The sequence below is a fragment of the Streptomyces sp. NPDC030296 genome, from assembly GCF_055572815.1.
The window spans coordinates 179,232-200,089 of the sequence record NZ_JBVICQ010000012.1 but is presented as its reverse complement, the minus strand read 5'-3'; the positions used below and the strand labels follow the sequence as shown (position 1 = coordinate 200,089).

18 protein-coding genes are annotated in these 20,858 nt (G+C 72.3%); 12 read left to right on the top strand and 6 right to left on the bottom strand.

The window, feature by feature from the left end; all coding sequences use genetic code 11:
- Window positions 1-158: 158 nt before the first annotated feature.
- The 4 genes from leuC to ACZ4Z3_RS31270 all read left to right on the top strand — a co-directional run bounded on the left by leuC (window position 159) and on the right by ACZ4Z3_RS31270 (window position 3,488).
- Entirely contained in the window at window positions 159-1,583 is a 1,425-nt protein-coding gene (gene leuC, locus ACZ4Z3_RS31285; RefSeq protein ID WP_468504174.1) for a 3-isopropylmalate dehydratase large subunit, read from the top strand.
- 5 nt (window positions 1,584-1,588) lie between these two features.
- Window positions 1,589-2,182: a 3-isopropylmalate dehydratase small subunit gene (leuD, locus tag ACZ4Z3_RS31280; RefSeq protein WP_468504173.1), complete on the top strand. Its 594-nt coding sequence runs from the start codon at window positions 1,589-1,591 to the stop codon at window positions 2,180-2,182.
- 287 nt (window positions 2,183-2,469) lie between these two features.
- Complete coding sequence (locus ACZ4Z3_RS31275; protein ID WP_468504172.1) at window positions 2,470-2,700, top strand: SCO5555 family protein; 231 nt, start codon at window positions 2,470-2,472, stop codon at window positions 2,698-2,700.
- Window positions 2,701-2,837: 137 nt separating this feature from the next.
- Window positions 2,838-3,488, top strand: a complete 651-nt coding sequence (locus ACZ4Z3_RS31270; protein ID WP_055512546.1) for an HU family DNA-binding protein — start codon at window positions 2,838-2,840, stop codon at window positions 3,486-3,488.
- Between the two features lie 137 nt (window positions 3,489-3,625).
- Here the strand turns inward: ACZ4Z3_RS31270 and ACZ4Z3_RS31265 are convergent, their stop codons facing one another.
- On the bottom strand, window positions 3,626-3,829 hold the full coding sequence (locus ACZ4Z3_RS31265) for a hypothetical protein (protein WP_468504171.1): 204 nt from the start codon (window positions 3,827-3,829) through the stop codon (window positions 3,626-3,628).
- 9 nt (window positions 3,830-3,838) lie between these two features.
- Entirely contained in the window at window positions 3,839-4,513 is a 675-nt protein-coding gene (gene cofC / locus ACZ4Z3_RS31260; protein ID WP_468504170.1) for a 2-phospho-L-lactate guanylyltransferase, read from the bottom strand.
- Window positions 4,514-4,683: 170 nt separating this feature from the next.
- On the opposite strand from cofC, the gene ACZ4Z3_RS31255 reads away from it, so the two are divergent.
- From ACZ4Z3_RS31255 to ACZ4Z3_RS31245, 3 genes are read left to right on the top strand one after another with little or no spacing between them, the layout of a single operon-like run.
- On the top strand, window positions 4,684-5,496 hold the full coding sequence (locus tag ACZ4Z3_RS31255; RefSeq protein ID WP_468504169.1) for a lysophospholipid acyltransferase family protein: 813 nt from the start codon (window positions 4,684-4,686) through the stop codon (window positions 5,494-5,496).
- Window positions 5,493-6,503, top strand: a complete 1,011-nt coding sequence (locus ACZ4Z3_RS31250; RefSeq protein WP_468504168.1) for an NAD(P)H-dependent glycerol-3-phosphate dehydrogenase — start codon at window positions 5,493-5,495, stop codon at window positions 6,501-6,503. The genes ACZ4Z3_RS31255 and ACZ4Z3_RS31250 overlap by 4 nt, the downstream gene beginning before the upstream one ends.
- Window positions 6,504-6,562: 59 nt before the next feature.
- Window positions 6,563-7,720, top strand: coding sequence for a D-alanine--D-alanine ligase family protein (locus ACZ4Z3_RS31245; protein WP_055541930.1), 1,158 nt, complete (start codon window positions 6,563-6,565; stop codon window positions 7,718-7,720).
- 366 nt (window positions 7,721-8,086) lie between these two features.
- On the opposite strand, the gene ACZ4Z3_RS31240 is transcribed toward ACZ4Z3_RS31245, so the two are convergent.
- A complete protein-coding gene (locus ACZ4Z3_RS31240; protein ID WP_055512560.1) occupies window positions 8,087-8,320 on the bottom strand; it encodes an Lrp/AsnC family transcriptional regulator in 234 nt (77 codons plus the stop codon).
- Window positions 8,321-8,538: 218 nt separating this feature from the next.
- Here ACZ4Z3_RS31240 and ACZ4Z3_RS31235 point away from each other — a divergent pair, with 218 nt between their 5' ends.
- Window positions 8,539-9,504, top strand: a complete 966-nt coding sequence (locus tag ACZ4Z3_RS31235; protein WP_468504167.1) for a thiamine-phosphate kinase — start codon at window positions 8,539-8,541, stop codon at window positions 9,502-9,504.
- Entirely contained in the window at window positions 9,501-10,328 is an 828-nt protein-coding gene (thiD, locus tag ACZ4Z3_RS31230) for a bifunctional hydroxymethylpyrimidine kinase/phosphomethylpyrimidine kinase (RefSeq protein ID WP_468504166.1), read from the top strand. Before ACZ4Z3_RS31235 ends, thiD begins: the two co-directional genes overlap by 4 nt.
- Before the next feature lie 190 nt (window positions 10,329-10,518).
- Here the strand turns inward: thiD and rpmB are convergent, their stop codons facing one another.
- Complete coding sequence (gene rpmB, locus ACZ4Z3_RS31225) at window positions 10,519-10,704, bottom strand: 50S ribosomal protein L28 (protein ID WP_003993230.1); 186 nt, start codon at window positions 10,702-10,704, stop codon at window positions 10,519-10,521.
- Between the two features lie 298 nt (window positions 10,705-11,002).
- Here rpmB and ACZ4Z3_RS31220 point away from each other — a divergent pair, with 298 nt between their 5' ends.
- Window positions 11,003-12,721, top strand: coding sequence for a DAK2 domain-containing protein (locus ACZ4Z3_RS31220; protein ID WP_468504249.1), 1,719 nt, complete (start codon window positions 11,003-11,005; stop codon window positions 12,719-12,721).
- A gap of 203 nt (window positions 12,722-12,924) precedes the next feature.
- Here the strand turns inward: ACZ4Z3_RS31220 and ACZ4Z3_RS31215 are convergent, their stop codons facing one another.
- A complete protein-coding gene (locus ACZ4Z3_RS31215; RefSeq protein WP_468504248.1) occupies window positions 12,925-15,924 on the bottom strand; it encodes a tetratricopeptide repeat protein in 3,000 nt (999 codons plus the stop codon).
- Between the two features lie 8 nt (window positions 15,925-15,932).
- A complete protein-coding gene (locus tag ACZ4Z3_RS31210; RefSeq protein WP_468504165.1) occupies window positions 15,933-17,777 on the bottom strand; it encodes an HSP90 family protein in 1,845 nt (614 codons plus the stop codon).
- A gap of 202 nt (window positions 17,778-17,979) precedes the next feature.
- Between ACZ4Z3_RS31210 and recG the strand changes: the two genes are divergently transcribed.
- Both recG and rsmD read left to right on the top strand, forming a co-directional pair.
- Window positions 17,980-20,193 (top strand): ATP-dependent DNA helicase RecG, encoded by a 2,214-nt coding sequence (recG, locus tag ACZ4Z3_RS31205; protein ID WP_468504164.1) that lies wholly within the window; start codon window positions 17,980-17,982, stop codon window positions 20,191-20,193.
- Window positions 20,194-20,217: 24 nt separating this feature from the next.
- Window positions 20,218-20,850 (top strand): 16S rRNA (guanine(966)-N(2))-methyltransferase RsmD, encoded by a 633-nt coding sequence (gene rsmD / locus ACZ4Z3_RS31200; RefSeq protein WP_468504247.1) that lies wholly within the window; start codon window positions 20,218-20,220, stop codon window positions 20,848-20,850.
- Window positions 20,851-20,858 lie beyond the last annotated feature (8 nt).

Below are 20,858 nucleotides of genomic sequence, written 5' to 3'. Positions count from 1 at the left end.
ATTTCACGTGGACCTTGCCACTCTGGAAGCAGAACAACAGCGGCTCGCGGACCGACGAGCCCGGCGGCAGGCACGTGCGACGAGGGGATGCGCACGCGCTCGCCACCTCCGAGATCTAGTTGGGTCGACACGCTGAGGCGTCGACCGGAGGGAAAGCGATGGGTAGGACACTCGCGGAGAAGGTCTGGGACGACCACGTCGTCCGGCGCGCCGAGGGCGAGCCCGACCTCCTCTTCATCGACTTGCACCTGCTGCACGAGGTGACCAGCCCCCAGGCCTTCGACGGTCTCCGCAAGAGCGGGCGGAAGGTCCGCCGTCTCGACCTGACCATCGCGACCGAGGACCACAACACCCCCACCCTCGACATCGACAAGCCCATCGCGGACCCCGTCTCCCGCGTCCAGCTGGAGACGCTGCGGAACAACGCCGCCGAGTTCGGGGTGCGGCTGCACCCGCTGGGCGACGTCGAGCAGGGTGTCGTCCACGTCGTGGGCCCGCAGCTGGGTCTGACCCAGCCCGGTATGACGGTCGTCTGCGGCGACTCCCACACCTCCACGCACGGCGCCTTCGGCGGTCTGGCGTTCGGCATCGGCACCTCCCAGGTGGAGCATGTGCTGGCCACCCAGACGCTGCCCATGGCCCGCCCGAAGACCATGGCCATCACGGTCGACGGCGAGCTGCCCGACGGCGTCACCGCCAAGGACCTGATCCTCGCGATCATCGCCAGGATCGGCACGGGTGGCGGCCAGGGCTATGTCCTGGAGTACCGCGGCTCCGCCATCGAGAAGCTCTCGATGGAGGCCCGCATGACCATCTGCAACATGTCGATCGAGGCCGGTGCCCGCGCGGGCATGATCGCCCCCGACCAGACCACGTTCGACTACCTGGAGGGCCGTCCGCACGCCCCCAAGGGCGAGGACTGGGACGCGGCCGTCGCGTACTGGAAGACCCTCAGGACGGACGACGACGCGGAGTTCGACGCCGAGGTCGTGATCGACGCCGCCGAGCTCTCGCCGTTCGTCACCTGGGGCACCAACCCCGGCCAGGGCGCGCCGCTTTCGGCGGAGGTCCCCGATCCGGCTTCGTACGAAGACGCTTCGGAGCGCCTGGCCGCCGAAAAGGCCCTGGAGTACATGGGGTTGGAGGCCGGACAGCCGCTGCGCTCCATCAAGGTGGACACCGTCTTCGTAGGTTCCTGCACCAACGGCCGCATCGAGGACCTGCGCGCCGCCGCCGAGCTGGTCAAGGGCCGCAAAGTCGCCGACGGCGTACGGATGCTGGTCGTCCCCGGCTCCGCTCGGGTCGGTCTCCAGGCCGTCTCCGAGGGCCTGGACGTCGTCTTCAAGGAGGCCGGCGCCGAGTGGCGGCACGCGGGCTGCTCCATGTGCCTGGGCATGAACCCGGACCAGCTGGCCCCCGGTGAGCGCTCCGCGTCCACCTCCAACCGCAACTTCGAGGGCCGGCAGGGCAAGGGCGGCCGTACGCACCTGGTCTCGCCGCAGGTCGCCGCCGCGACCGCCGTGCTGGGCCACCTGGCCTCGCCCGCCGACCTGTCCGACGCCCCCGCGCCCGCTGGAGTCTGAGAGTCATGGAAGCATTCACCACCCACACCGGCCGGGCCGTCCCGCTGCGCCGCAGCAACGTCGACACCGACCAGATCATCCCCGCCCACTGGCTCAAGAAGGTGACCAGGGACGGCTTCGAGGACGGGCTGTTCGAGGCCTGGCGCAAGGACGAGACCTTCATCCTCAACCAGCCGGAGCGCGAGGGCGCCACGGTCCTGGTCGCCGGCCCCGACTTCGGCACCGGCTCCTCCCGTGAGCACGCGGTGTGGGCGCTGCAGAACTACGGCTTCAAGGCCGTGATCTCCTCCCGGTTCGCCGATATCTTCCGCGGCAACTCGCTCAAGAACGGCCTGCTCACGGTCGTGCTGGAGCAGAAGATCGTGGACTCGCTGTGGGAGCTCACCGAGAAGGACCCCCAGGCCGAGGTGACGGTCGACCTGGAGACCCGACAGGTGCGTGCCGAGGGCATCACCGCCTCCTTCGAGCTGGACGAGAACTCCCGCTGGCGGCTGCTGAACGGGCTGGACGACATCTCCATCACCCTCCAGAACGAGGCCGACATCGCCGCGTACGAGGCCAAGCGGCCGTCGTACAAGCCGCGGACGCTGCCGGTCTGATCCGCCACGCGGACCACCCCCCGGGGAGGCCCGCACACGACGGATTCCAGCCACCGCCACACCCCTCTGTACCCCCAATCGTGCACGGTTGGGGGTACAGCCATGTTTGGAGTAACGCACCTTGGAAGTGGGGTGCAGAAAGGTTTCAACTCCCCTAGTTACAAAGGCGATTACCGGGGTACGCGCATCATCGTGCGGCATTGGATGGGGGTGCTCTCCAGGCCCCCGGGAGACGGCAGTTGCCCCCTGGGCAGGCGACAACTCGCCCCAGATGGCACAATCTGTGCATGGAACACGACGGCCAACTCGAGCTCTATACGGCGGTCGCGGGCCAACTCAAGGAAGCGCACGCAAGGGTGCGCGCACTGCAAGTCCCGGAGGGCGTACGGATGGCGCTGACCCGGAAGCTGCTGGTCATTACGGCCGTGGCCAAGCACGATCTCGCCGACGCGGCAAGGCGTCTGGAGAGCTTCAAGGTGGACCTCGACGAGGGGCGAATGCCCACCGGGGAACGCTGAAGCGACTCCGTGACAGCCGAGTTCGTTGCGGCACAAGGGTGATAAGCCCGTTTCGTGTTTGATTTGCGGTATATATCTGCCTAACGTGCGAAAAGCTTGAACACTTTCGTTCTGGCGATGTCTCCGAAGGGGAAGACGTGAACAAGGCGCAGCTCGTAGAAGCGATTGCGGACAAGCTCGGTGGCCGTCAGCAGGCCGCCGACGCGGTCGACGCCGTCCTGGACGCGATCGTCCGGGCGACGGTCGCGGGTGAGAGGGTCTCGGTCACCGGCTTCGGTTCGTTCGAGAAGGTCGAGCGTCCCGCCCGTTACGCCCGCAACCCGCAGACGGGTGAGCGGGTTCGGGTGAAGAAGACCTCCGTGCCTCGCTTCCGTGCAGGTCAGGGCTTCAAGGACCTGGTGAGCGGCTCCAAGAAGCTGCCCCGCGGCGGCGAGGTCGCCGTCAAGAAGGCCCCCAAGGGCAGCCTGAGCGGCGGCGCCTCGGCGACGGTCAAGAAGGCGGCCGCGAAGAAGACGACGACCGCGAAGAAGGCCACCACGGCCCGTAAGACGACGCCCGCCAAGAAGACCACGGCGGCGGCCAAGAAGACGACGGCGAAGAAGACCACCGCGAAGAAGACGACGGCGACGAAGTCGACCGCGGCGAAGAAGACCACGGCCGCGAAGTCGACCGCGGCGAAGAAGACCACCGCGGCGAAGGCCCCGGCCAAGAAGGCCACCGCGAAGAAGGCTCCGGCCAAGAAGTCGTCGGCTCGAAAGACCACGGCGAAGAAGACTGCCGCCCGTTAGCGGGAGGGCGCTGGATACTCACACGCGCCGGGCCGGGCTCCTAGTCGGAGCCCGGCCCGCGGCGTTCTCGGGGTAAGGGTTCGTTGAGAATTCCCGGTTCCCCGGTCCCTTTCGGCGCAGCTCGTGACCGGCCCGCCTCAGAAGGTCTGCAACGTGATCAACGTGACGCGGAGGGCGTCGCCCGTACCCTCCGTCTCGATGCGGACGCGCTGGCCGGGGCGGAGGAGGCGCAGGCCCCCCGCGTCGAAGGCCAGGGCGTCGAAGGGCACGGGGGTGCCGTCGTCCAGGAGGACCTGGCCCGAGCGGGTGGCGGCGTCGTAGGTGTACGCGGTGGCCTGCATGGACGCAGCCTACTGGCCGCGTATCAGCAGGCGCGCGGCCGCGGCGGCCGTACGGGGCCCCACCCCGAGACGGAGGGCGGCGCGGAGGTCGTCCCCGGTGTCGACGTCCTGACGCACCGAGTCGACGTCGTCGAGCACGAGCTCCGCGGCGCCGGAGCGGCGGTGGCCGAGCCGGGAGCCGGGGCCGAACGCAGGGCGCAGCGCCCGGCCGGGAGCGGCGGCGAGCAGCGTGGTCCCGGTGCCGGCGGCGTCCGCGAGGAACGCCCGCGGGAACGCGGCGGCGGCGTCCAGGACGCGGGCGAGTTCGTCGGGGCGCAGCGCCGGCAGATCGGCGTTCAGCGTGGCCACCGGGGCGTACGGCCGGGCGGCGCGCGCGAGGGCCGCCGCGTGCCGCAGCGCCGCGTTCAGACCGTCCGCCGGGTCGGCGGCCGGGTCGGCGGACGGATCGGCCGCGGGATCGTCGGGGACGATCCGGGCGCCGAGCGCCGCCAGCTCACGTCCGGCCAGTGGATCGTCCGTGACGACCACCACATCGTGCACCGCCGCACAGGCCAGCGCCGCGGCCACCGTGTCCTGCGCGAAGGCGAGGGCCAGGCCGGGGCGCACGCCGTCGTCGGCGGTGTCCGAGAGCCTGCTCTTGGCCCGCGCCAAGGGTTTCAGGGGTACGGCCAGGGTCCACTGCACGGGTGTTCCGTCCCTCTCTTGTCGCCGCCATTGTCACCTGGGGGCAACGGAAGTCCGCAGGGTGGGGCGTACGGTGTTCTCGACAGACCGGCGGTCCGGGGCGACACTTGTGCGGCTCCCCGGGCGAGGAGCCCCCTGGCCCCCCTGGCCCCCTAGAGGAAGGTGTCCGAGTGTCCCGCCGCAGAATCGGCTTCTGGTACCGCTTCGCCGCGGTCCTGTGCAAACCGCCGCTGGTGATTCTGATCAAGCGGGACTGGCGCGGAATGGAGAACATTCCTGCCGACGGTGGATTTATCACCGCGGTGAACCACAATTCGCACGTGGACCCCTTCGCGTACGCGCACTTTCAGTACAACAGCGGCCGCGTTCCGCGATTCCTCGCGAAGAGCGGTCTTTTCAAGAAGGGATTCGTGGGCGCCGCGATGCGCGGCACCGGACAGATCCCCGTCTACCGCGAGACCACGGACGCGCTGAGCGCCTTCCGCGCCGCGATCGACGCCGTGGAGCGCGGCGAGTGCGTCGCCTTCTACCCGGAGGGCACCATCACCCGGGACCCCGACCAGTGGCCCATGACCGGCAAGACCGGCGCCGCGCGGGTCGCCCTCCAGACCAAGTGCCCGGTGATCCCCGTGGCGCAGTGGGGCGCCAACGAACTGCTGCCGCCGTACGCCAAGAAGCCCCACCTCCTGCCGCGCAAGACCCACCACGTGCTCGCGGGCCCGCCCGTCGACCTCTCCCGCTTCTACGACAAGGAGATGACCCCCGACCTGCTGAAGGACGCCACGGAGGTCATCATGGCCGCCATCACCCGCCAGCTGGAGGAGATCCGCGGCGAGAAGGCGCCCGAGACGCCCTACGACCCGAAGCGGGAGCGCATCGAGCAGCGGCGCCGGACCGCGGCGGCGGTCGAGCACCAGCTGCCCGGTCAGCACAATGGAGCTCTGCGGGAACAGGAACCACAGGAAGAGGGGCAGGGCAAGTGAGCAAGCCGGTCAAGGCGGCCGTGTTCAGCGCCGGTTCGTGGGGCACGGCCTTCGGCATGGTGCTCGCCGACGCGGGGTGCGAGGTCACGCTGTGGGCGCGCCGTCCGGAGGTCGCGGACGCCGTCAACTCCACCCGGATCAACGTGGACTATCTGCCGGGCCTGGAACTCCCGAGGAACGTGCGCGCGACCACCGACCCGGCCGAGGCCGCCGCCGGCGCCGACTTCACCGTGCTGTCCGTCCCCTCCCAGACGCTGCGCGCCAATCTCGCCGAATGGGTGCCGCTGCTGGCCCCCGACACCGTCCTCGTCTCGCTCATGAAGGGCGTCGAACTCGGTTCCGCCATGCGGATGAGCGAGGTCATCGAGGACGTCGCCAAGGTCGGGCAGGACCGGATCGCCGTCGTCACCGGACCCAATCTGGCACGGGAGATCGCTTCCCGCATGCCGGCCGCCTCCGTGGTCGCCTGCACCGACGAGGCCGTCGCGCAGCGGCTCCAGGCCGCCTGCCACACCCCGTACTTCCGCCCGTACACCAACACCGACGTCGTCGGCTGCGAACTGGGCGGTGCCGTCAAGAACGTCATCGGCCTCGCCGTCGGCATCGCGGACGGCATGGGCCTCGGCGACAACGCCAAGGGGTCGCTGATCACCCGCGGCCTCGCCGAGACCACCCGACTGGGCCTGGCCATGGGCGCCGATCCGCTGACCTTCTCAGGGCTCGCGGGCCTCGGCGACCTGGTGGCGACCTGCTCTTCGCCGCTCTCCCGCAACCACACCTTCGGCACCAACCTCGGCAAGGGCATGACCCTCCAGGAGACCATCGCGGTCACCAAGCAGACCGCCGAGGGCGTCAAGTCCTGTGAGTCCGTGGCGGACTTGGCGCGCCGGCACGGCGTCGACATGCCCATCACGGAGACGGTCGTCGACATCGTGCACGAGGGCAAGCCTCCCGTGGTCGCCCTCAAGGAGCTGATGTCGCGCTCCGCCAAGTCGGAGCGACGCTGAGCGATACCGGCCGTGCGGGCGCTGACGGCCGCACTACCAACGGGTACTCTCATCGCGATATGAGCACCGAGAACCTCCCCCAGAGCCCTGAGCAGCCGTCCCGCAAGCCGCGCGTGGCCGTCGTCTTCGGCGGCCGCAGCTCGGAACACGGGATCTCCGTGGTCACGGCCGGCGCCGTCCTGCGTGCCATCGACCGGACGAAGTACGACGTCCTGCCGATCGGCATCACCCGGGACGGCCGTTGGGCGCTCACCGCCGACGAGCCGGAGCGCATGGCGATCACCGACCGCCGCACGCCGACCGTCGAGGAACTCGCCGAGTCCCAGGAGGGCGGCGTGGTGCTCCCCGTCGACCCGGCCAACCGCGAGGTCGTCTACAGCGAGCCCGGTTCGGTGCCCAAGGCGCTCGGCGAGGTCGACGTCGTCTTCCCCGTCCTGCACGGCCCGTACGGCGAGGACGGCACCCTCCAGGGGCTGCTGGAGCTGTCCGGCGTCCCGTACGTCGGCTCGGGCGTCCTCGCCTCGGCCGTCGGTCAGGACAAGGAGTACATGAAGCGGGTGTTCACCTCCTTCGGGCTGCGGGTCGGCCCGTACGTGGTGATCAGGCCGCGCGAGTGGCAGCTCGACGAGTCCGCCGCACGCAAGAAGATCGTCGACTTCGCCGGTGAGCACGGCTGGCCGCTCTTCGTGAAGCCGGCCCGCGCGGGCTCCTCCATCGGCATCACCAAGGTCGACGACCTGGCCGGCCTGGACGAGGCGATCGCCGAGGCCCAGAGCCACGACCCGAAGATCCTCGTCGAGGCCGCGCTGCGAGGCCGCGAGATCGAGTGCGGCGTCCTGGAGTTCGAGGACGGCCCCCGCGCCTCCGTGCCCGCCGAGATCCCGCCGCCCGAGACGCACGCGTACTACGACTTCGAGGCCAAGTACATCGACTCGACGCCGGGTATCGTCCCGGCGCCGCTGACGGAGGAGGAGACCGCCGAGGTCCGGCGCCTCGCCGTCGACGCCTTCGAGGCCGCCTCCTGCGAGGGCCTGGTCCGCGCCGACTTCTTCCTCACGGAGGACGGCCACTTCGTCATCAACGAGATCAACACGCTCCCCGGATTCACGCCGATCTCGATGTACCCGGCGATGTGGCAGGCGAGCGGCATCGCGTACCCGGAGCTGGTGGACCGCCTGATCCAGGCGGCACTGCGCAGGCCGACCGGCCTTCGCTGACGCACGCGGCACCCCCGAGGGGGCGATCCCCCCGGGGGATCGCCCCCTTGATCGCGGGTACGCCGTCCAGGGCGGCCGGTGAACACCGCGGCGCAGTATGATCGCCGGGCTGCCCGGCCCGCCGTCAGCGGCGGAGCGGGCTCGGGGTCCCGGCGGCCGAGACCGTCCACCTTCCGCGGCGACGCCCCGTCCAGGTTCCGGCACAGCTTCGTGACGGTCGCGTCCGGGCCGGGAACCACCGCTGATCCGCCGTCGTCTGCTGAGGAGCAGCCCACGACGGCGATCAACGACACGACCGGGACGGGCAGCCCGAGACAACGGAGCGCCGGTGCCGTGAGGAGCACGCCGGCCGAGGGCAGACGGGGGCTACAGGTGCACGACCGGGCAGGTCAGCGTGCGGGTGATGCCGTCCACTTGCTGGACCTTGGCGACCACCAGCCGGCCGAGATCATCCACGGTGTCGGCCTGGGCGCGGACGATGACGTCATAGGGACCCGTCACGTCCTCGGCCTGGATGACCCCAGGGATCTTGCTGATCGTGTCGGCGACGGTCGACGCTTTGCCGACCTCCGTCTGGATCAGGATGTACGCCTGTACCACGGAACCTCCAGGGCGGCCACGAGGATCATGTGGGGAAAAGGAACGCCACGGTATCGCGTAGTCGCGCGTCGCGGGGAGACCCGCACATGCCGCGGCGCGCACACCGGGGCGCGGGGGGCGCGGAAGTTGACGGTCGATTCGACCGTACCGAGGGCGAGGACCGCTCGCGACCGGGCGCGAGTGACACTGGAAGCGGCACAAGAAGGGGCGATACGACGATGAAGGGCACCGTGGGAGAGCTGGGGGAGTTCGGGCTCATCAGGGAGCTCACCTCCCGGCTCACCACCACCCCGGCGGTCCGGGTCGGCCCCGGCGACGACGCCGCTGTGGTGGCCGCGCCGGACCGCCGGGTCGTGGCGAGCACCGACCTCCTGCTGGAGGGGCGGCACTTCCGCCGCGACTGGTCCACGGCGTACGACGTCGGGCGCAAGGCGGCCGCCCAGAACCTCGCGGACATCGCCGCCATGGGCGCCGTGCCCACCGCGCTGCTCCTCGGCCTGGTCGCGCCCGTCGACCTCCCGGTGACCTGGGCGACCGAGCTGATGGACGGCCTGCGCGACGAGTGCCAGGTCGCCGGGGCGGCCGTCGTGGGCGGGGACGTCGTCCGCGGCGACACCATCATGATCTCCATCACCGCGCTCGGTGATCTCCGCAATCACGAGCCCGTGACCAGGGGCGGGGCGCAGCCCGGCGATGTCGTGGCCGTCACCGGCTGGCTCGGCTGGTCCGCCGCCGGGCACGCGGTCCTCTCCCGCGGCTTCCGCTCGCCGCGCGCCTTCGTGGAGGCCCACCGGCGCCCCGAGCCGCCGTACCACGCGGGTCCCGCCGCCGCCGACCTGGGCGCGACCGCGATGTGCGACGTGAGCGACGGGCTGATCGCGGACCTCGGGCACATCGCCGAGGCCAGCAACTGCCGGATCGACATCCGCTCCGGCGCGATCGATATCCCGTCCCAGATGAACGACATCGGGCAGGCCGTAGGCGTCGACCCCATCCAGTGGGTGCTCACCGGCGGTGAGGACCACGCCATCGTGGCGACGTTCCCGCCGGACGTGAAGCTGCCGGCCCGCTGGAAGGTGATCGGCGAGGTCCTCAACCCGTCGGCGCTGCCGCAGGTCACCGTGGACGGGGCGCCCTGGACCAGCAAGGGCGGCTGGGACCACTTCGCGGACATGGAGTCATGACCGGGTCGGCGGGCGCTCCGCCCAGGGTGCTCACGGTCGCCGGCTCCGACTCCGGGGGCGGGGCCGGCATCCAGGCCGACCTCAAGACCATGCTGGCGCTCGGTGTGCACGGCATGAGCGTCGTCACGGCGGTCACCGCGCAGAACTCCCTCGGTGTGCAGGGCGCTTGGGAACTGCCGGTGGAGGCCGTCCGCGCCCAGTACCGCAGTGTCGTCGACGACATCGGCGTCGAGGCCGTCAAGACCGGCATGCTCGCCTCCGCCGAACTCGTCGAGACCGTCGCCGAGTTGCTCGCCGCCACGGACGCGCCCGTGGTGGTCGACCCGGTCGGCGTCTCCAAGCACGGCGACCCGCTGCTCGCCGCGACGGCCCTGGACTCCGTCCGTGAGCGGCTGCTGCCCACGGCGACCGTCGCCACCCCCAACCTCGACGAGGTCACCCAACTCACCGGGGTGCGCGTCGAGTCGGAGGCCGGGATGCGCGAGGCCGCGGAGGCCGTGCTGGCGTACGGGCCACGGTGGGTGGTGATCAAGGGCGGGCACCTCTCGGGGGACGCCGTCGACCTGCTCACCGACGGCTGCGAGAAGCACTGGCTGCGGGCGCCGAGGTACGACAACCGGCACACGCACGGCACGGGCTGCACGCTGGCCTCCGCGATCGCCGCGTGTCTCGCGCGGGGGCTGACCGTGCCGGAGGCCGTGGCGGCGGCCAAGGAGTACGTCACCGGGGCGATCGCCGCCGGGTTCGCCCTCGGCGGCGGCATCGGGCCTGTGGATCACGGGTGGGCGCTCAGGCGGGGTGGTCCGGCGGTCGGACGCGGGTGACCGACGTTGCAGTGAGCCCGATCAGTGAGCCCGAGGGGAGAAGGCCGGGTCGCCAGTAGCCGATGTGCCTGCGGTTCGGCCCCCTGCCACTGGGATCGGTCCTGCGAGCGGGCACGGCAAAAAGCCGGCCCACCGTCGGTGGACCGGCTCTGTGCAGCGAACCAGCAGGTGGCCGCGCGCTAGCTGAGCGTCAGCGCGAGACCTTGCCGGCCTTGATGCACGAGGTGCAAGCGTTCACGCGCTTCGGCGTCCCGCCCACCACGGTACGCACACGCTGGATGTTCGGGTTCCAGCGGCGGGACGTACGGCGGTGCGAGTGCGAGATGTTGTTGCCGAAGCCCGGCCCCTTGCCGCAGACGTCGCAGTTGGCAGCCACGGGTCACTCCAAAGACTTCAGATGCACTTACGGTTGATCCCGGCATGCCGGGATCACGATCCCGAGACCGGGATCTGAGTGGCGTTGCCAGGGGGAAGGCCCGGTCTGGATCGGTGATCTGGATCGGGCAACCGGAGCAGCATACAACGACTGCGTCCGTACAACGAAACTACCATGGCTGGTCGAGGCCTCGCCCCGGCCCTCTTACCGGCGGTCACGGCTGCGGGTCTACGCTGCGTGCGGCGTGCGGCGTTCCCCCGGCGCCCGTCCAGCAGCCAAGCAGCTCAGGGAGGCGCAGGTGCCGCAGGTGCCGCAGACATTCTTCGATGCTCTCGCGGTGCGCACCTGGTGCGGCCTCGCGCTGGCCGCACTGGGGCGGGCCCGTGAGGAGATCGACGCGATCAACGTCTACCCGGTGGCCGACGGCGACACCGGGACCAACCTCTACCTGACGATGGAGTCGGCGGCGGCCGCCGTGGAGGCGGTGTTCGCGGGCCACGAGACGGGCGCGGCGCCCGGCTCGCCCGCCGCCGGACAGCCCACGCTCGCCGAGGCCGCGCGGGCCATGGCGCACGGCGCGCTCATAGGCGCCCGGGGAAACTCCGGGACGATCCTCGCGCAGCTCCTGCGCGGGATGGCCCAGGTGCTCGCGGACGGCAGTGAGGCCTCTCACACAGACGGCCACGGGCTCCGTCTCGCTCTCCGCCACGCCGCCGACTCCGCGCGGGGGGCCGTCGCGCACCCCGTGGAGGGCACCGTCCTCACGGTGGCCTCCGCGGCCGCCGACGCGGTGGTGGCCGCGGAGGGGGACTGCGGCTCGGTAGCCCGCGCCGCGTACGAGGGCGCCGGTACGGCCCTGCTGGCCACCCCCGGGCAACTGGCGGCGCTGGCCCGCGCGGGCGTCGTGGACGCGGGCGGACGCGGCCTGGTGGCGGTGCTGGCCGCGCTGGTGGAGACGTTCACGGGGGAGGCCCCGAGGGCGCACGCCTACGCCGCCCCCGGCGACGAGGGCGTCGGCGGTGCCGATGCCGTGCGTGACGCGGAGGGCGTGGGGCCGGACGTGTGCGCCGACGACCGGCCGGGGGCCGGTGGGCCCGCCTTCGAGGTGATCTACCTCCTGGAGGCGGACGACGAGGCGGTGGCCCGGTTGCGCGCCAGGCTGGACGGGCTGGGCGACTCGCTCGTCGTGGTCGGCGGGGACGGCCTGTGGAACGTCCATGTGCACGTCGACGACGCGGGTGCGGCCGTGGAGGCGGGGGTCGAGGCCGGGCGGCCGTACCGGATCCGGATCACGCACTTCGGGGCCGAGGACGCGCATGTGGCCGGCGGGGCCGGACGGCAGCCGCGCGAGCGGGCCCAGCGCGCCGTCGTGGCCGTCGTACCGGGGGAGGGCCTGGCGGGGCTGTACACGGAGGCGGGCGCGACCACGGTGCTGGCCCGCCCCGGGGAGCCGCCCGCCAGCGGGGAGCTGCTGGAGGCGGTACGGCGGGCCCACGCGCGCGAGGTGGTGCTCCTGCCCAACGACGCGGAGCTGCGGCACACGGCGGCCGCGGCGGCGGAACAGGCCCGCGCCGAGGGCGTACGGGTGGCGCTGATCCCGACCCGGTCGGCCGTCCAGGGCATCGCGGCCCTCGCCGTCCACGAACCGGGCCGCCGCTTCGACGAGGACGTCGTCTCCATGACCTCCGCGGCGGGCGCCACGCGCTACGCCGAGGTCGTCATCGCCGAGCGCCAGTCCTGGACCATGGCCGGCATCTGCCAGGCCGGCGACGTCCTCGGCCTCATCGACGGCGACGTGGCCGTCATCGGCGACGACGTCACCGCCACCGCCACGAGGGTCGTCGACCGCATGCTCGCCGCCGGCGGCGAAATGGTCACCCTGGTCCTGGGCGACGAGGCCCCCACAGACATCGCCGACCACGTGGAAACCCGCCTCCGCGAGTCCCACCTGGGCGTGGACACGGTGGTCTACAGAGGCGGCCACCAGGGCACACTCCTGCTGATCGGCGTCGAGTAGCTCCGGCGGGGCGCAGTGCGGGGCGGTCGCCCAGCCACGGAGGGGCGTCGTCTCGGGGGAGGCGTTCACGGAGGACGCCGCCTCGGGGACGGCGGGAACCGCCCGTCCTTCCGGGGCGCGGGGAACTGCGCGGGAAACCACGAGAGGGACGGGTAGGGCGGCGGGGGCGAGACCCGTGACGCCCGCCCCCACCCCGCTGAGCCCTACCCGTCCCCCAGACCCTCCACCAGCCCCAACATCCGCTCCGCCTCCGCCCGACGCGCGACCGCCGTCTCGTCCTCCCGCCCTCCGGCTCCACGGCCTTCAGCCCCACGGCTTTCGCCGCCACCGCCACCGTCACCGTCGGCACCCCCGACTCCGCCCCCACCGCCGCCGTACGCGGCCAGCACACCCCGCGCCCTCCCCGCCGCGTCGGCCGCCCGTCGAAGGTCCACCTCCAGCCACCCGGCCGCGAGTTCCGCGCCGGTCCGCGCGTCGAGGAAGTCGGCCCCCAGGGACCCGTACACCGCCACCGCCCGCTCGACGAGCGTGAGCGCCTCCTCGAACACCGCCCGGTACGCGGCGAGTTCGGCGTCCTCCGCGACGGACCGGGCGAGCAGGTCGCCGAACTGCCGGTAGGTCTCGCCGAGTTCCGCGCGGATCCGCCGCCGGTTCTCCTCACCGGTCACGTCCGACAGGGCCGCCTCGCACCCGGCCACCGCGTCAGCCATCAACTCCCGGGCGGCGTCGAGCCCCGCACCGTCCTGTGCCGCGTACCAGGCCCGCGCCCGCAGCGCCCGCACATACCCGTGGACGTTGCCGAGCTCTCCCCACAGGGCGCCCGCCCGCTCGTACGCCCGGTCCGCCTCGGCGGGAAGACCGGCACGGGCGAGGGCCTCCGCGGCGAGGTGCGCGAGCACGGCGTGGTCGCGCTGCTCGGGCCAGTGCCGGGTGATGTCGGCGGCCCGCAGCCACCGGTCGGCCGCCTCACGGTGCTCGCCCATCTCGGTGTGGCAGTCGCCGAGCCACCACAGGGTCTGGGCGACGGCCCCGTCCCCGTGGACCTCGGCGGTCAGGTCCACCAGGGCCGACTCCAGCACCTCCGCGGCCTCCGCCCACCGCCCCTGCCGCAGCAGGAACCCGCCGAGCAGATGCCGGGCCCAGGAGCCGAGCGTCCGGCTCTCACCGGCCTCGTCGGCCCAGTGCGCCGCCTCCAGCGCGTGCGCGGCGCCCGGCTCGACCCGGTCGGCGGCACCGAGGAGCTCCGCCAGCTGGACGTGGAGCTGGGCGTGGCCCATCGGCTCCAGATCCCTACCGCCGTGCTCCAGCGCCGCGCGGGCCGCCCGCTCGGCCCGCTCCAGGTCCCCGAGCTGCTGCGCGAGTCCGGCCAGCCGGGCCTCGTACTGCACCGCGAACCAGGGCGCCCCGGCCGACACATACCGCTCCGCGGCCTCCTCGAACAGCGCGGCGGCCGTCTCCGCGTCCCCGCCGCGCTCGGCCAGCTCCCCGAGCATGGCCCGCGCCTCCGCGGCCCGCGAGGCCAGCCGCACGTCCTGCTCACGGTGCGGCTCGACGAACTCCGCAAGCTCCCGCACGGCGGCCTCGGCGGCGGTCACCGCGCTCTCGTCCGGGCCCGCCTCCTCCAGCCGCTGCATCAGTATCCGGGCCCGTCCCACCAGCACGGACGCCGTCTGCCGAAGCCCGGTGGCGCCGCCCGCGTGGAGCGCGAGGACCTTCTCGTACGGCTCGGAGAGCAGCTCCAGCGCTTCCTCGGTGTGCCCGTTCAGGGCGTGGACCGTCGCTCCACGCGCGCGTGCCGCGAGCGCCTCCCCAGGGTCACCGGCCTCCTCGTACAGCTCGGCCGCGTGCTCGAACAGGGTGCGCCCCTCGGGTCCGAGGCCGATCGCCCTGTGGTCGACGATCTCCGCCCGGTCATGGGCGCCCAGTTCCGCGCCGTCCGCCTCGGCGGCCCGCGCGACCGCGGCCCACGCGCCCACGGAGTCCGGGTGCAGGGACTCGGAGAGCCGGCGTGCCTCGGCGAGGAGCGCGGGCAGGTCCTCCGGCGCCGGTGCCGCCACGACGCGCTCCACGGCCAGGGGCTGCCGGGGCGCCGGGACGGTGCGGGGCGCCCGCACACCCAGCGGCAGCCGCTCCACCAGCGGCGGCTGGTCCATGCGCTCCCGGACATGGGTGCTGACGTACGCCGTGCCGTTGCGCTCGTCGAACCGGGCGGCCAGGGACAGTGCCTCCACACGCGCGTGCGCGGCCAGTTCGGCGGCGGTCCAGGTGCGGCCGGCGGGACCCGGGACCGTCTGATCGGCGAGACCACGGCTGACCAGGCGGTCCATGAGGAGCGCCACCACGGCCGTGAAGTCCACCTTGCTGCGCGGGTCCCCGGAGTCCGTGAAGTACGCCGGACGCTCGGCGAGCAGCTCAAGACCGCGCGCCTCGTTGCCGGTCAGGGCGCAGAACTCCACGTGGTCCGCGTACGCGCCGCGCATGCTCTCCATGGCCCGCACCAGCCGGAAACCCCGCAGATGGTGGGCGCGCGCCTCGTCCAGGCGGCCCAGCCGCAGCAGCGGCAGCAGGGAGGACGCCAGAACGGTGTGCGGCTCGTGGGCGCAGGTGTACTCGCCCTCCAGGACCGGCGCCCACAGCCGCAGCGCCTCGGCGTCCCGCCGCTGCCGTGCCTGCCACCAGCCCTGGCCGTGCAGCTCGCACGCGTGGCAGTCGGCCATGCTGTCCCGGTCGGCCGCCAGCCACGCCTCGTACGCCCGCTCGGCCCGCGCCAGATCACCGACGTGCGCGGCCACACTGAACTCGGCGCTGCGCACGGCCCGTTCCGAGTGCCCGGCGAGCCGGTAGCGGTGCTCCATCTCGCCGAGCCACTTCTCGATCGAGGCGAGCGGCACATGCGGCTGGTTGAGCATGCCGGCCGACATCCACTTGAACACCCAGTGCAGCGAGTGGACCTCGTACTCGTCGAAGTCCTCGGGGCGCTCGTCCCACATGCGCAGCAGACGCGCGAAGGGGACGAACATCTTGTCCTTCTCGGAGCTGTAGTTGTAGACCTTCAGCTGGTGCCCGAGCGCCTCGATCACGGCGAGCGGGATGTTCAGCTTCTCGGCCTCGGCGAGCAGCCGCTCCGCGCGCGCGTTGCGTGCGGGGCCCTCCGGCTGCTCGTAGTTCTCCGCCATGGCCCGGCGCAGTTCGTCGAAGTCCATGACGTCCTTCACGGTCGGCCGGCCTCCCCGGGCCCGGTCTCGCTGTGCGTGGCCCACTCCAGGAGGCCTATGAACGCGCGGTTCAGGAGCGCCGAGTCCGCCGGCCTGAGCGGTCGCTGCGCCATCAGCAGGGCCTGCCCGTACAGCGACTCGGTGGCGGTCCCGATCAGCTCGGGGTCGCGCAGGGCGCCGATCCGCCGGATGAGCGGGTTGAGGTGGTTCAGCACCAGCCGCGCGCGCGGGGCGCTGCCGCGCAGCGAGCCGAGGATGCCCGCCCACAGGTCGTCGGCCTGCTCCTCGGCCTCCGCGCGGGCCTGCTCGTGCCGGGAGGAACGGTCGTCCAGGTGCAGCGCGGGCACCGACAGCGGATGGAACGCCCGCAGCACGACATCGCAGCCCAGGGGGTCGAGCTTCGCCCGCGCGGCCGACAGGAAGCCCGCCAGCGCCAGCTCCTCGTCCGGGTCGGGCGCGTCCAGATGAGCGGTCACCGTGTCGGCGTCCAACTCGGCGACCATCGTGCCCGGGCGCACCGACGGCAGCGCCTCGACCAGCTCGCTGTCGTACGTGTAACCGCCGTTGATCACCCCGACGCCCTGCGCGGAGGCGATCGGCGCGACCTGGCGGTACTCCTCCACCGTCCGCGTGAAGTGCACCACCGGGTGCCGCTGCGCGAATTCCTCCAGGGACAGCCGCCCGTCGGTGGTCTCGAAGGGCAGCCACGGCAGCATCGTGCGCAGCATCTCCTTGTCGTGCCGCGCCAGGGACTTCACCCCCAGGTAGTGCACCGACAGGAAGGCCGCCAGCCGCTCCGGATCACCCGCGGCGAGACCGGTCAGCCACCCGCGGATCCGCTCGCCCAGCGCCTCCCGGACGGCCGCGAGGGTCTCGTCCTCGTACAGCGACTCACGGGACGCCGTGGGCCGCAGACTGTCCGTGTCGAGCACACAGCGCACGAAGAACGCCCACTCCGGCAGCAGCTGTTCGGCCCGCTCCGTGAGCAGCATGCCCTTCAGATGCACCCGGTGGCCCACCCGCTGCGCCGGGCTGACCGCCGACGGCAGCACGTACGCCACGCCCCGGACCCCGGCCAGCGGCACGTCCAGCTCGATCGCGTCCAACGGGGTGAACCCGAACAGGTCGTGGCAGTGCCGTGCGAGGGCCACCCGCCGGGTGGCGGGGGAGGGGTACGGGCGGTCCCAGGGCGCCGGCAGATCCGTCACCGCCTCCTCGCCGACCCGGACGTCGTACGGCAGCAGCGAGCCGAAGTCCCGCGCCAGCGACAGCACGCGCGCGTGCGAGAGCCACTCCGCCGCGCCCGGCCGCGCGACCAGATGCACGGTCGTCCCCGGCTCGGGGCGCGCCTCGTCCGGCAGCGTCCGCACCGTGTACGAGCCGTCGTCGGTCGCCGTCCACTCCACGGGCGCCGCGTCCGGTGTACGGGCGCTGCGGCTGACGACCCGGATGCGCTCGGCGACCACGAAGCACGCCAGCAACCCGATGCCGAACTGCCCGAGGAAGTCCGAGCGGACCTCCTGCAGCCCGTCGGCCCGCTTGGAGCTGCGGCCGATCGTCGCGAGGAGGCTGTGCACGTCGGACTCGGTGAGACCCACGCCGGAGTCCTCCACCCGCAGCGCGGAGCCCTCGGCGAACAGCCGCACCCGGGCGGGCGCGTCGGACTCCTCGGCCCGCCGCGCGGTGATCGCGTCCACCGCGTTCTGCAGCAGCTCGCGCAGGTAGACCTTCGGACTGGAATAGAGGTGGTGCGAGAGCAGATCCACCAGGCCACGCAGATCGACCTGGAACGTGTGAGGTGACTGAGGGGTCTGGGATGCCTGGGATGACTGTGAGGTCATTGAGTCCATCGTCGCAGCGCCGGTGGGGTGGGGGTCGGGCGACGGCGCGGGGTAGGGCGGTCCCGCGAGACGGTGACCGCGGACGGGAGGCGGCACGGGCCTTCGCTTACAGGCCCGGGAGTGCGCCATCCTAGGCGCGAACGACCCGCCTGACCAGCGGATTTCAAGGACGTATACGGGATTGTCAGTGCCGTGGTGTGCAATGGATCTCGTGCCCGCGCTCGAAGAACCGCTCAAGAACACGCTCGGCGCCGCCACCGCGAAGGTGATGGCCGAGCACCTCGGCCTGCACACCGTCGGAGACCTGCTGCACCACTATCCCCGCAGGTACGAGGAGCGCGGGCAGCTCACCCACCTCGCCGACCTGCCCATGGACGAGCACGTCACGGTGGTCGCCCAGGTCGCCGACGCCCGCCTGCACACCTTCGCCTCCGCCAAAGCCCCCCGCGGCAAGGGCCAGCGCCTCGAAGTCACCATCACCGACGGCAGCGGCCGCCTCCAGCTGGTCTTCTTCGGCAACGGCGTGCACAAACCCCACAAGGAGCTCCTCCCCGGCACCCGCGCCCTCTTCGCCGGCAAGGTCTCCGTCTTCAACCGCCGCCTCCAGCTGGCTCACCCCGCGTACGAACTGCTGCGCGGCGAAGACGTGTCGGAGACGGTCGACAGCTGGGCCGGCGCCCTCATCCCGATCTATCCGGCCACCGCCAAGCTGGAGTCCTGGAAGATCGCCAAGGCGGTGCAGACGGTCCTGCCGAGCGCCCAGGAGGCCGTGGACCCCCTCCCCGACGCCCTGCGCGCGGGCCGGGGCCTGGTCCCCCTCCCCGAGGCCCTGCTGAAGATCCACCGCCCCCACACCAGGGCGGACATCGAGGGCGCCCGGGACCGCCTCAAGTGGGACGAGGCCTTCGTCCTCCAGGTCGCCCTCGCCCGCCGCCGGCACACCGACGCACAACTCCCCGCCGTGGCCCGCCGCCCCACCCCGGACGGCCTCCTCACCGCCTTCGACGCCCGCCTCCCGTTCACCCTGACCGAGGGCCAGCAGAAGGTCTCCCGGGAGATCTTCGACGACCTCGCCACCGAACACCCGATGCACCGCCTGCTCCAGGGAGAGGTGGGCTCCGGGAAGACGCTGGTCGCCCTGCGCGCCATGCTCGCCGTGGTGGACGCCGGTGGGCAGGCGGCCATGCTCGCGCCGACCGAGGTGCTCGCCCAGCAGCACCACCGGTCGGTGACGGAGATGATGGGCGAGCTCGCCGAGGGCGGCATGCTGGGCGGCGCCGAGCACGCCACCAAGGTGGTGCTGCTCACCGGCTCGATGGGCGCCGCGGCCCGCCGTCAGGCGCTCCTCGACCTGGTGACCGGCGAGGCCGGCATCGTCATCGGCACCCACGCGCTGATCGAGGACAAGGTGCAGTTCCACGACCTGGGCCTGGTCGTCGTCGACGAACAGCACCGCTTCGGCGTGGAGCAGCGCGACGCCCTGCGCGGCAAGGGCAAGCAGCCGCCGCACCTCCTCGTCATGACGGCCACCCCCATCCCGCGCACGGTCGCCATGACCGTCTTCGGTGATCTGGAGACCTCGGTCCTCGACCAACTCCCCGCGGGCCGCTCGCCGATCGCCAGCCATGTCGTCCCCGCCGCCGACAAGCCGCACTTCCTCGCCCGCGCCTGGGAGCGGGTCCGCGAGGAGGTGGAGAACGGCCACCAGGCCTACGTCGTCTGCCCCCGCATCGGCGACGACATCGACGAACAGACCGGCCCCGGGAAGAGCAAGAAGTCCCCCGAGGACGAGGCCGAGAAGCGGCCGCCGCTCGCCGTCCTCGACATCGCCGACCAGCTCGCCCAGGGCCCCCTGCGCGGCCTCCGGGTCGAGGTCCTGCACGGCCGAATGCACCCGGACGACAAGGACGCGGTCATGCGCCGCTTCGCCGCCGGTGAGACCAAGGTCCTGGTGGCGACCACGGTCATCGAGGTCGGCGTGAACGTCCCGAACGCGACGGCGATGGTCATCATGGACGCCGACCGCTTCGGCGTCTCGCAGCTCCACCAGCTCCGCGGCCGCGTCGGCCGGGGTTCCGCCCCCGGTCTCTGCCTCCTGGTCACGGAGATGCCCGAGGCCGCCGCCGCCCGCCAGCGCCTGGGCGCCGTCGCCTCCACCCTCGACGGCTTCGAACTCTCCCGCATCGACCTCGAACAGCGCCGCGAGGGCGACGTCCTCGGCCAGGCCCAGTCCGGCGCCCGCACCAGCCTGCGCATGCTCACCGTCATCGACGACGAGGAGATCATCGCGGCGGCGAGGGAGGAGGCGGCGTCGGTGGTCGCCGCCGACCCGGAGCTGGAGTCCTTCCCGGGCCTGAGAACAGCCCTGGACGCTCTCCTGGACGAGGAGAGGGAGCAGTACCTGGAGAAGGGCTGAGGAGGGGCGCCCGTGCCTCCCCGCCTGACAGACTGGAGTCGTAGCCGCCCCCTCTTCCAAGGACCCAAGATGACCCGCGTGATCGCCGGCGCAGCCGGCGGACGCCGCCTGGCCGTCCCGCCAGGGAACGGCACCCGCCCCACCTCCGATCGCGCACGCGAGGGCCTCTTCTCCACCTGGCAGGCCCTCCTCGGCGGCCCCCTCGACGGCGAACGCGTCCTCGACCTCTACGCCGGCTCCGGAGCCGTGGGCCTGGAGGCCCTCTCCCGCGGCGCCGCCCACACCCTCCTCGTCGAGGCCGACGCCCGCGCGGTCCGGACGGTCCGCGACAACGTCAGAGCGCTCGGCCTCCCCGGCGCCGAGGTGAGGTCGGGCAGAGCGGAACAGATCATCCAGGGCCCGGCGCCCCGGGAGCCGTACGACATCGTCTTCCTCGACCCCCCGTACGCTGTCCCGGACGACGATCTTCGGGAGATCCTGCTCACACTCCGTACGGGAGGCTGGCTCGCCGAGGAAGCGCTCGTCACCGTGGAGCGCAGCACCAGAGGCGGTGAATTCGCCTGGCCGACCGGTTTCGAAGCGCTCCGGGCCCGTCGTTACGGCGAGGGAACGTTTTGGTACGGTCGCGCCGCCTCTACGTGCGAAGACGCACGATGACCGGACCG

What these genes read in the sequence shown, in the direction of transcription:
- leuC (WP_468504174.1), top strand. Translation starts at nt 159, where the DNA reads ATGGGTAGGACACTCGCGGAGAAGGTCTGGGACGACCACGTCGTCCGG.
- leuD (WP_468504173.1), top strand. Translation starts at nt 1,589, where the DNA reads ATGGAAGCATTCACCACCCACACCGGCCGGGCCGTCCCGCTGCGCCGC.
- ACZ4Z3_RS31275 (WP_468504172.1), top strand. Translation starts at nt 2,470, where the DNA reads ATGGAACACGACGGCCAACTCGAGCTCTATACGGCGGTCGCGGGCCAA.
- ACZ4Z3_RS31265 (WP_468504171.1), bottom strand. Translation starts at nt 3,829, where the DNA reads ATGCAGGCCACCGCGTACACCTACGACGCCGCCACCCGCTCGGGCCAG.
- ACZ4Z3_RS31245 (WP_055541930.1), top strand. Translation starts at nt 6,563, where the DNA reads ATGAGCACCGAGAACCTCCCCCAGAGCCCTGAGCAGCCGTCCCGCAAG.
- ACZ4Z3_RS31235 (WP_468504167.1), top strand. Translation starts at nt 8,539, where the DNA reads ATGAAGGGCACCGTGGGAGAGCTGGGGGAGTTCGGGCTCATCAGGGAG.
- thiD (WP_468504166.1), top strand. Translation starts at nt 9,501, where the DNA reads ATGACCGGGTCGGCGGGCGCTCCGCCCAGGGTGCTCACGGTCGCCGGC.
- ACZ4Z3_RS31215 (WP_468504248.1), bottom strand. Translation starts at nt 15,924, where the DNA reads ATGGACTTCGACGAACTGCGCCGGGCCATGGCGGAGAACTACGAGCAG.
- ACZ4Z3_RS31210 (WP_468504165.1), bottom strand. Translation starts at nt 17,777, where the DNA reads ATGACCTCACAGTCATCCCAGGCATCCCAGACCCCTCAGTCACCTCAC.
- recG (WP_468504164.1), top strand. Translation starts at nt 17,980, where the DNA reads ATGGATCTCGTGCCCGCGCTCGAAGAACCGCTCAAGAACACGCTCGGC.